Source organism: Flavobacterium rarum (SeqCode), assembly GCF_965234445.1.
In the GTDB taxonomy this organism is placed as follows: domain Bacteria; phylum Bacteroidota; class Bacteroidia; order Flavobacteriales; family Flavobacteriaceae; genus Flavobacterium; species Flavobacterium rarum.
Window position 1 is genome coordinate 1 of the sequence record NZ_OZ248496.1, and the last position, 8,852, is coordinate 8,852.

The 8,852-nt window shown below is 34.4% G+C and carries 8 protein-coding genes; 3 read left to right on the forward strand and 5 right to left on the reverse strand.

Annotated elements, in window-relative coordinates; genetic code table 11:
• Positions 1-1,093 (forward strand): Ig-like domain-containing protein (locus tag AC8GF4_RS10775; RefSeq protein ID WP_506594588.1); only part of this gene is annotated, 1,093 nt, incomplete at its 5' end.
• A 139-nt stretch (positions 1,094-1,232) separates the two neighbouring features.
• On the opposite strand, the gene dnaB is transcribed toward AC8GF4_RS10775, so the two are convergent.
• The 5 genes from dnaB to tgt form a co-directional block, all read right to left on the reverse strand.
• A complete protein-coding gene (gene dnaB / locus AC8GF4_RS10780) occupies positions 1,233-2,780 on the reverse strand; it encodes a replicative DNA helicase (RefSeq protein ID WP_506594590.1) in 1,548 nt (515 codons plus the stop codon).
• A gap of 140 nt (positions 2,781-2,920) precedes the next feature.
• Positions 2,921-3,874, reverse strand: coding sequence for an acetyl-CoA carboxylase carboxyltransferase subunit alpha (locus AC8GF4_RS10785; protein WP_506594592.1), 954 nt, complete (start codon positions 3,872-3,874; stop codon positions 2,921-2,923).
• 127 nt (positions 3,875-4,001) lie between these two features.
• On the reverse strand, positions 4,002-4,889 hold the full coding sequence (locus tag AC8GF4_RS10790; protein WP_506594594.1) for a DMT family transporter: 888 nt from the start codon (positions 4,887-4,889) through the stop codon (positions 4,002-4,004).
• Complete coding sequence (locus tag AC8GF4_RS10795; protein WP_506594596.1) at positions 4,876-5,964, reverse strand: LptF/LptG family permease; 1,089 nt, start codon at positions 5,962-5,964, stop codon at positions 4,876-4,878. Before AC8GF4_RS10795 ends, AC8GF4_RS10790 begins: the two co-directional genes overlap by 14 nt.
• A gap of 148 nt (positions 5,965-6,112) precedes the next feature.
• Positions 6,113-7,243: a tRNA guanosine(34) transglycosylase Tgt gene (gene tgt, locus AC8GF4_RS10800; protein WP_506594598.1), complete on the reverse strand. Its 1,131-nt coding sequence runs from the start codon at positions 7,241-7,243 to the stop codon at positions 6,113-6,115.
• A 676-nt stretch (positions 7,244-7,919) separates the two neighbouring features.
• Here tgt and AC8GF4_RS10805 point away from each other — a divergent pair.
• Both AC8GF4_RS10805 and AC8GF4_RS10810 read left to right on the forward strand, forming a co-directional pair.
• Positions 7,920-8,198: a rhodanese-like domain-containing protein gene (locus tag AC8GF4_RS10805; protein WP_506594600.1), complete on the forward strand. Its 279-nt coding sequence runs from the start codon at positions 7,920-7,922 to the stop codon at positions 8,196-8,198.
• 9 nt (positions 8,199-8,207) lie between these two features.
• On the forward strand, positions 8,208-8,540 hold the full coding sequence (locus tag AC8GF4_RS10810; protein ID WP_506594602.1) for a rhodanese-like domain-containing protein: 333 nt from the start codon (positions 8,208-8,210) through the stop codon (positions 8,538-8,540).
• The last annotated feature ends 312 nt before the right edge of the window (positions 8,541-8,852 follow it).

The window sequence follows — 8,852 nt, forward strand, 5'->3', positions numbered from 1 at the left end:
AGCTTTTTGTAATTCGGCTACAATTGCCAATTTAACCGCGACTGGAACGGCCATCAAATGGTACGACGCGGCAAACAACGGAAATTTATTAAGCAGTTCAACAGCTTTGGTTTCAGGAACTATATATTACGCTTCGCAAACCTTGAACTCTTGCGAAAGCAGCAGAACTGAGGTAACAGCAAACATTAATATAACTGCAGCGCCAACGGCTTCAACTCCACAAGCTTTTTGTAATGCGGCTACAATTGCCAATTTAACCGCGACTGGAACTGCCATCAAATGGTACGACGCGGCAAACAACGGAAATTTATTAAGCAGTTCAACAGCTTTGGTTTCAGGAACTATATATTACGCTTCGCAAACCTTGAACTCTTGCGAAAGCAGCAGAACTGCGGTAACAGCAAACATTAATACAACTGCAGCTCCAACGGCTTCAACTCCACAAGCTTTTTGTAATGCGGCTACAATTGCCAATTTAACCGCGACTGGAACGGCCATCAAATGGTACGACGCGGCAAACAACGGAAATTTATTAAGCAGTTCAACAGCTTTGGTTTCCGGAACTATATATTACGTTTCGCAAACCTTGAACTCTTGCGAAAGCAGCAGAACCGGAGTAACCGCGGTCATTACAATAATAGACGCTACAATATCTATTAATGGAAATACACTTACTGCAAATCAATCAGGTGCTACTTATCAATGGTATGAATGTCCTAACATTAAAATAGATAGTGCAACAAATCAATCTTACACTCCTCCTTCAAATAGTGGATCATATAGCGTGGCAATTACATTAAACAACTGCATAGCAACCTCCCCATGTGCAGTAGTTTTAGGTACTGAATATTTTGCAACAGCAAAAAAACCAACTCTTTGTCCAAATCCTAGCAAAGGTTTAATAAATATAAATACCGCTTATGAAGGCAATTTAGAAATCGTTGATAATTTAGGACGTATAGTAAAAACATTTACAGTTATGCCAAACATAACTATTACTGTCAATGTCGAAAACCTGAAAGATGGAATCTATTTTATAAAAGAAACAAAAGGAAATACATTTTCGACTCTTAAATTAATCATACGAAAATAATTTTATACCATTTTCAAAGAGGATATACTATCTCATTACTTCCTCTTTAATAATGCATTTCATTTAACATTTAGCCCAATAAAAAAAGAGATTATCCAAGGATAATCTCTTTTTTTATATAGAATATTTTTTAAAAAAATTAGAAAGGGACGTCCCCATCATCATCATCGTCATTATTAAAATTACTACCAAAAGCTTCATTTGCAGATGGAAGATTCTTGGTAACAAATGAACTTTCATCATGATTCATACTCGAAGGCAAATCATCATAACCGCCACTGTAATCCTCTAAATTATCAAAACGACCAAGGTGACCTATAAACTTCAAACGAACATTTTCGATACCACCATTCCTGTGTTTTGCGATCATAATTTCGGCTTGTCCCGCAGTTGGAGAGGCTTCATCATCATCCCATTCATCTATTTTGTAATACTCTGGGCGATACAAAAACGAAACGATATCCGCATCTTGTTCAATCGCTCCCGATTCACGTAAATCTGACAACAAAGGTCTTTTGCTTGAACCACGTGTTTCTACAGCACGCGATAATTGAGAAAGTGCAATAACAGGAACATTCAATTCCTTGGCCAAAGCCTTTAAATTTCGGGAGATTGTGGATATCTCTTGTTCCCTGTTTCCACCACCTTTTCCATTTCCTCCTGCTGTCATCAATTGCAAATAATCAACAATTATAATCTTAATTCCGTGTTGCGAAACAAGACGTCTCGCTTTTGCTCTTAAATCAAAAATGGATAACGAAGGCGTATCATCAATATATAATGGTGCTTTTTCTAAATTTTTTACTTTGGTACTCAACTGTTCCCACTCGTGTTTTTCCAGTTTTCCAGTACGTAGCTTCTCAGATGACAATCCTGTTTCGGAAGAAATTAACCTTGTAATCAACTGTACCGATGCCATCTCTAGAGAGAACAAAGCGACTGGATGTCCAAAATCTATAGCTATATTTCTAGCCATTGACAATACAAATGCTGTTTTTCCCATTGCAGGTCTCGCCGCAATAATAATTAAATCACTTGGCTGCCAACCCGATGTCAGCTTATCCAATTTGTCAAAACCTGTTGCTACACCAGAAAGTCCTTCCTGACCAGCGATTTCTTCAATACGTTTTTTTGCTTGTAATACTAAACTCTGTGCAGTTTCGGAACTTCGTTTGATATTTCCTTGGGTAACTTCGTATAGTTTGGATTCGGCTTTATCCAACAAATCAAAAACATCGGCAGTTTCATCATACGCATCTTCAATTATTTCAGAGGAAATCCGAATTAAACTCCTTTGAATAAATTTTTGAAGTATAATTCTGGAGTGAAACTCAATATGGGCTGAGGATGAAATTTTTTGCGTCAACTGAATTAAATAAAAATCACCTCCTGCAAGATCCAACTTAGCATTCTTTCTCAATTGAGCCGAAACAGTCAATAAATCGATTGGCTGTGTATCTGTAAATAACTGAACTATGGCTTCAAAAATATGCTTGTGTGCATCTTTATAAAATGCATCAGGTTGTAGAATATCAATTACCTCATCTACTCCTTTTTTATCAATCATCATTGCCCCAAGCACTGCTTCTTCTAAATCTAATGCTTGTGGGGGTAACTTCCCTTTCTCAAGGTTTATTATTGTTGATTTATCCACCTTAACGGCGCTCATATTCTTGAAATTTTCCATGTAGCGAAAGTAACTAAAATTCTAAAAAAATAACTATTGAGTTATTACAATTAATTGTTTATAAGTACTTGTTTTTTGTTTATAAACATAAAAAAATCCGAAACGATAAGGCTTCGGATTAAGATCTTAAAAATGAGAAATTACTCTTTAAATTCACCCATTTTACAGTATTTATCCATTCTCTGAGCGATTAATTCTTCTGTTGATAAGTCTTTCAGTTCATTGTATCCTTTTAAGATATATTGCTCCACTGTAGTAAAAGTAGTCTCTCTATCATAATGAGCTCCCCCGAGTGGTTCTGGAATAATATCGTCTACTAATTTTTGTTTTTTCATGTCGGCAGAAGTCAATTTCAATGCATCTGCAGCTTGTTCTTTGTAATCCCAGCTTTTCCATAAAATAGAAGAACAAGATTCTGGAGAAATTACAGAATACCAAGTGTTTTCCAGCATATATACGCGATCTCCAACACCAATTCCTAATGCTCCTCCCGAAGCTCCTTCACCAACAATTATAGTTATGATAGGCACTTTAAGACGTACCATTTCAAATATATTTCTAGCAATAGCTTCTCCTTGTCCTCTTTCTTCTGCTTCCAAACCTGGATAAGCACCTGGTGTATCTATTAAAGTCACAACAGGAATACCGAATTTCTCTGCCATTTTCATCAAACGCAACGCTTTTCTATACCCTTCTGGATTCGCCATTCCAAAGTTTCTGTACTGACGTGTTTTGGTATTGAATCCTTTTTGTTGTCCGACAATCATAAATGACTGATCGCCAATTTTACCCAAACCACCTATCATGGCTTTATCATCTTTAAAACCTCGGTCTCCATGCAGCTCAAGAAAGGTATCACCGCAAAGTCCTCTAATATGATCTAAGGTATAAGGTCTACTTGGGTGTCTGGACAATTGTACACGTTGCCAGGCAGTTAAGTTTTTATAAATTTGCTTTTTGGTTTCTTCTAATTTTTTGTTGATTTGCTTACACGTATTGGTAACATCAACATCGGATTCTAGACCAATAACAACACATTTATCTAATTGCTCTTCAAGTTCTTTTATAGGAAGCTCAAAATCTAAATATTCCATAGTATTTGTGCGGTTTTATTATTGTTTTTAATTTTTGATTTGGAAATGCAAATATAAAATTTAATATCGTTATACCTTTATTTTTTTATTCAAGTACGAAAAAAATAGATTTTAGACGAGTAAAATTCTATTTTACATCTACTTTTCTATACTGTTTTATTATTCCATTCAACAGCACCGTCATCACAATGACAATAGCTCCTATATAAAACTCTGTGCTCATTTTCTCTTTTCCTCCAATTATAAAAAATGCCAATACAATTCCATAAACAGGCTCCAAATTAGTTGTTAACATCACTGTATAAGGAGACAATTGCCTCATTACTTTTACTGAAGCTGTAAAAGCATAAGCAGTGCATATAGAGGCTAAAATGAAAATCAGAATCCAATTTTTTGCAGTTAATATAAAAAAGTCTGTTGTAAAGGATCCTTGAAATAAAAAATAGATAGAAATAAAAACAAAACCGGCTAAAAATTCGTAAAAAGAAATTACAGACGGGTCATGATTTACAATTAATTTTCCATTCATTAAGGTAAACAACACCCCTAAAATTATGGAAACCAAAGCCAAAAGCATTCCGTTCCAATAATTAATTTCTACTTGCATGATTAACCCTAAACCTGCAATAATAATTAATCCAAAAAACACTTCGTACCAAAGTATTTTTCTACCATAAAACAAAGGTTCAAGTAATGAGGCAAAAAATGCACCCAAAGAAAAAACAGACAATGTAATAGAAACAGTAGAGATTTTTATAGCTTCGAAAAAGAAAATCCAGTGTAATGCTATTAAAAGTCCAACAACTATGAACTTTAATAGTGATTTGAGAGCTACTTTAAAGGGCCTCTTTTTTACAGCAATAAATATTGCTAAAAATACAGCTGCAAAAAACATTCTATACCAAACCAAAAATTCAGACTGAATAGTTATTAACGCCCCCAAAATTGCTGTAAATCCCCAAATAAAAACAATGATATGTAAATTGAGGTAACTTCTTAAATTATCGTTTCGCATTTCGTAGTAGATAAACCGCTAATATTCCAAAAACTATGTTAGGTAACCATACAGCCAAAAATGGTGAAAAGGTAGATTTTTCGGCTAATACTCCAAATATTTTATCAAAAAACACAAAAGAAAACGCCACTGCAATTCCAATGGCCAAACTGGCACCCATCCCTCCTCTTCGTTTCATTGCAGAAACAGAAACAGCTATTATTGTTAAGATAAAAGCCGAAATTGGCACACTGAATTTTTTGTAAAATACAACCAAATAAACATTAATATTGGATGACCCTCGCTTTCTCTCTTTCTCAATAAAATCATTTAATTCCCCTAAACTCAATGTCTCTGCTATATAAATCACTGGCGCCAAATCTTCAAGTTCAAAATTAAATTTCATCTTTTTTTCGGGTGATTTTTCTATCACATCGCCTTCTTTACCAACAATTCTTTTGGTATAATCGAATAATGAATAATTCTTTTCTTTTGGATTCCATTTGATTCTACTAGCTGTAATTTTATATTCTAATTTTTCTTTTTTGAAGTGCTCCAACGAAAAATTAAAAGCCATTTTAGATTCATTATTAAAACTATTTACATAAATGAATTCATTGTCACTAATTTGCCTGTAAACATCGGTGTTTTCTCCCCGCATAATGGCCTTACCATTACTTCGGAGATAGGTGTATCGAAAATTATTGTAGCCTTCACTAGAAACGGGAATGACCCAAAAACCCATAAGCAAAACAATAAAAGAAATAATTGATGCACCAATAATATACGGTCTCAAGAAACGTGTAAACGAAATACCAGAACTCAAAATAGCAATAATTTCGGTGTCATTTGCCAATTTTGAGGTAAACCAAATTACCGATATAAACAAGAATATCGGAAAAAGGTTGTTCATAAAATAAATCGTAAAATGATAGTAGTATGTGGCAATTTTTATAACTGGCACTTCATTTTCTAACATTTTATTGATTTTCTCCGATATATCTATAATGATTCCAATAGGCGCAAATAACAAAAGCATCACTGCAAAAGTGGCTAAATATCTTTTAAGAATGTATTTGTCGATTATTGTTAGCATAGTATAGTTTAATTCGTTATTCGTTTAAATTGTTTAAACTGTTTAAATTGTTTAAAACGTTTAATTGTTTAAATTGTTTAATCGATTATGCTTTTCGGTCATTAGTTAAACTTTTAAACCCTTAAACTTTTAAACTTTTTAAACTTCTTTAAAGTCTTTGGCTCATATTTTTTACCATCATTTCTTTCCATGGTTTAAAATCTCCAGCTAAGATATGTTTTCTAGCCTCACGAACCAACCACATATAAAAACCTAGGTTATGAATTGTAGCAATTTGTTTTCCTAAATATTCATTGGCTGCAAACAAATGTCGCAAATACGCTTTGGAATATTCTGTATCTACAAAAGTATAACCCATTTCATCTACTGGAGAAAAATCCGCTTCCCATTTTTTATTTTTGATATTGATTGTTCCGTTAGCCGTAAACAACATTCCATTTCTCGCGTTACGTGTTGGCATCACACAGTCGAACATATCAATACCTAGGGCAATATTTTCCAAAATATTGATTGGGGTTCCAACTCCCATTAAATATCGAGGTTTGTCTTCGGGTAGAATTTCGCAAACCACTTCGGTCATGGCGTACATTTCTTCAGCTGGTTCTCCTACCGAAAGTCCACCAATGGCATTCCCTTGTTGATTCGAGTTGGCTATATATTCAGCAGATTGTCGTCTTAAATCTTTATAGGTACTTCCTTGAATAATTGGAAAAAAAGTTTGTTCATAGCCATACTTAAAAGGCAATTTATCCAAATGATTGATACAACGATCCAACCAACGGTGCGTCATGTGCATCGAGCGTTGCGCATAGCGATAATCACATGGATAAGGTGTACACTCATCAAAAGCCATAATAATATCGGCTCCAATGGTACGTTGAATTTCCATTACATTTTCTGGAGTAAACACATGATACGAACCATCAATATGCGATTTAAACTTTACTCCTTCTTCTTTAATCTTTCTATTTGCAGACAGAGAATATACTTGATATCCACCGGAATCGGTCAAAATATTACGATCCCAATTCATAAATTTATGCAATCCACCCGCTTTTTCAAGAATTTCGGTTTGCGGACGTAAGTATAAATGGTAGGTGTTTCCAAGAATAATATCAGGGTTTATTTCTTCTTTTAATTCTCTTTGGTGCACTCCTTTTACAGAAGCTACAGTACCTACAGGCATAAAAATAGGAGTTTCAATCACACCGTGATCTGTAGTAATACTTCCCGCACGCGCTTTTGATTGCGGATCTGTTTTTAGTAAATCAAATTTCATCTGTCTTTTTTATTGTTTTTTTGGGTCAGATGCAATTCAATGTAAGCATCTGATGTAACGACAACTTTTATGAAACGCATTTCATATTAGCTTTTTTCAGTGCGCAAAGATAGGTTAATTTAAAAATGTAAAAAAACGTAAATTTTTTAAAATCAAAAATCAAAAATCTAAATTCTAAAATCCAAAATTATCAGGGCGTGACCACAATAGAGAACGGACCCAATATTCAGACCGCCAATTCGGTCCATTCTCTATTGCGGTCGGGCTATCCATGCTACTTCGGTAGCTTATTCCTATCCCTCACGCTAAAAACTGCTCAACAAGAACATTTGATATTTTCATTAAAAATATTAAAAAAAAGAACACCTCTTTCTACACGAATCTTTGTCAAAGTTTATCCCGATAATTATCGGGATTGACAAAGATAAACACTCAAATTTTCAGACAATTAGCCTCTAAAAGAACTTTGTGACAAAACTTATTTTTCCAAAAGAACACCCCTTTACACACGAATCTTTGTCAAAGTTTATCCCGATAATTATCGGGATTGACAAAGATAAACACTCAAACTTTCAGATAATTAACCACTAAAAAAAACTATGTGACAAAAATCACTGTTCAACCTTAATCTCTAACGTATTTTTGCAACATCAAAAATCAATTAATCCAAAAGAATATGACATTAGAAAACATAATAAAAGAAAACAAAGGCACTATTGTAGATGTACGAACTCCTGAAGAATTTATGGGAGGTCATGTGGCGGGATCCATCAATATTCCGTTGGGCGAAGTACAAGTACGATTAGAAGAAATTCAAAACTTAAAAACGCCTCTTGTACTTTGTTGTGCCTCAGGAAACCGAAGTGGACAAGCACAACAGTATCTTTCTCAAAAAGGAATCGACTGCTACAATGGCGGTTCTTGGCTAGACGTAAACTACTATCAATCCAAATAAACAAACAAAATGCTAAACACACTTAAAAAAATATTCGGTTTCGGTGCAACCGTTAATTATGCCGAGTTGGCAAAAAATGGAGCTCTAATCCTTGATGTAAGAAGCAAAGGAGAATTTGCCGGCGGACACATTAACGGAGCAATCAACATTCCGGTTGATGTTTTAAAAAACAGTTTAACTCAACTGAAAGACAAAAACAAAACCATCATAACTTGTTGCGCATCGGGCATGCGAAGCGCCTCGGCCAAAAGCATCTTGAAAACACACGGTTATACCGATGTTCATAATGGTGGTGGATGGAGTAGCTTAAAAATAAAATATGATAAAGAAGTTAGAGGTTAGAAGTTAGAGGTTAGAGGTTAGAAGTTAATTTAATTAAGCTTTGTTTGTAATAGTAAAAGCGCAAAGTTAAGAGCTGATTTCTTGGCGTCTTCGCGTCTTTGCGAGAGTTATATTTTGAAAAAGCGTAGTGAGAAACCCTTAACCTTTAGATTTGTAATATGTTTTTTTAAGCAAAATAGAATTAATTTTAAAGTAACCAAACTGACAAAGTAAACCATCTCCTTAACAAAGTAATTGGACTTATATTAAGATTAGGACTTTGTCAGTTTTACTGAAATAGAATCAGATAGTAATTCAGGTTTACAGGCCTAG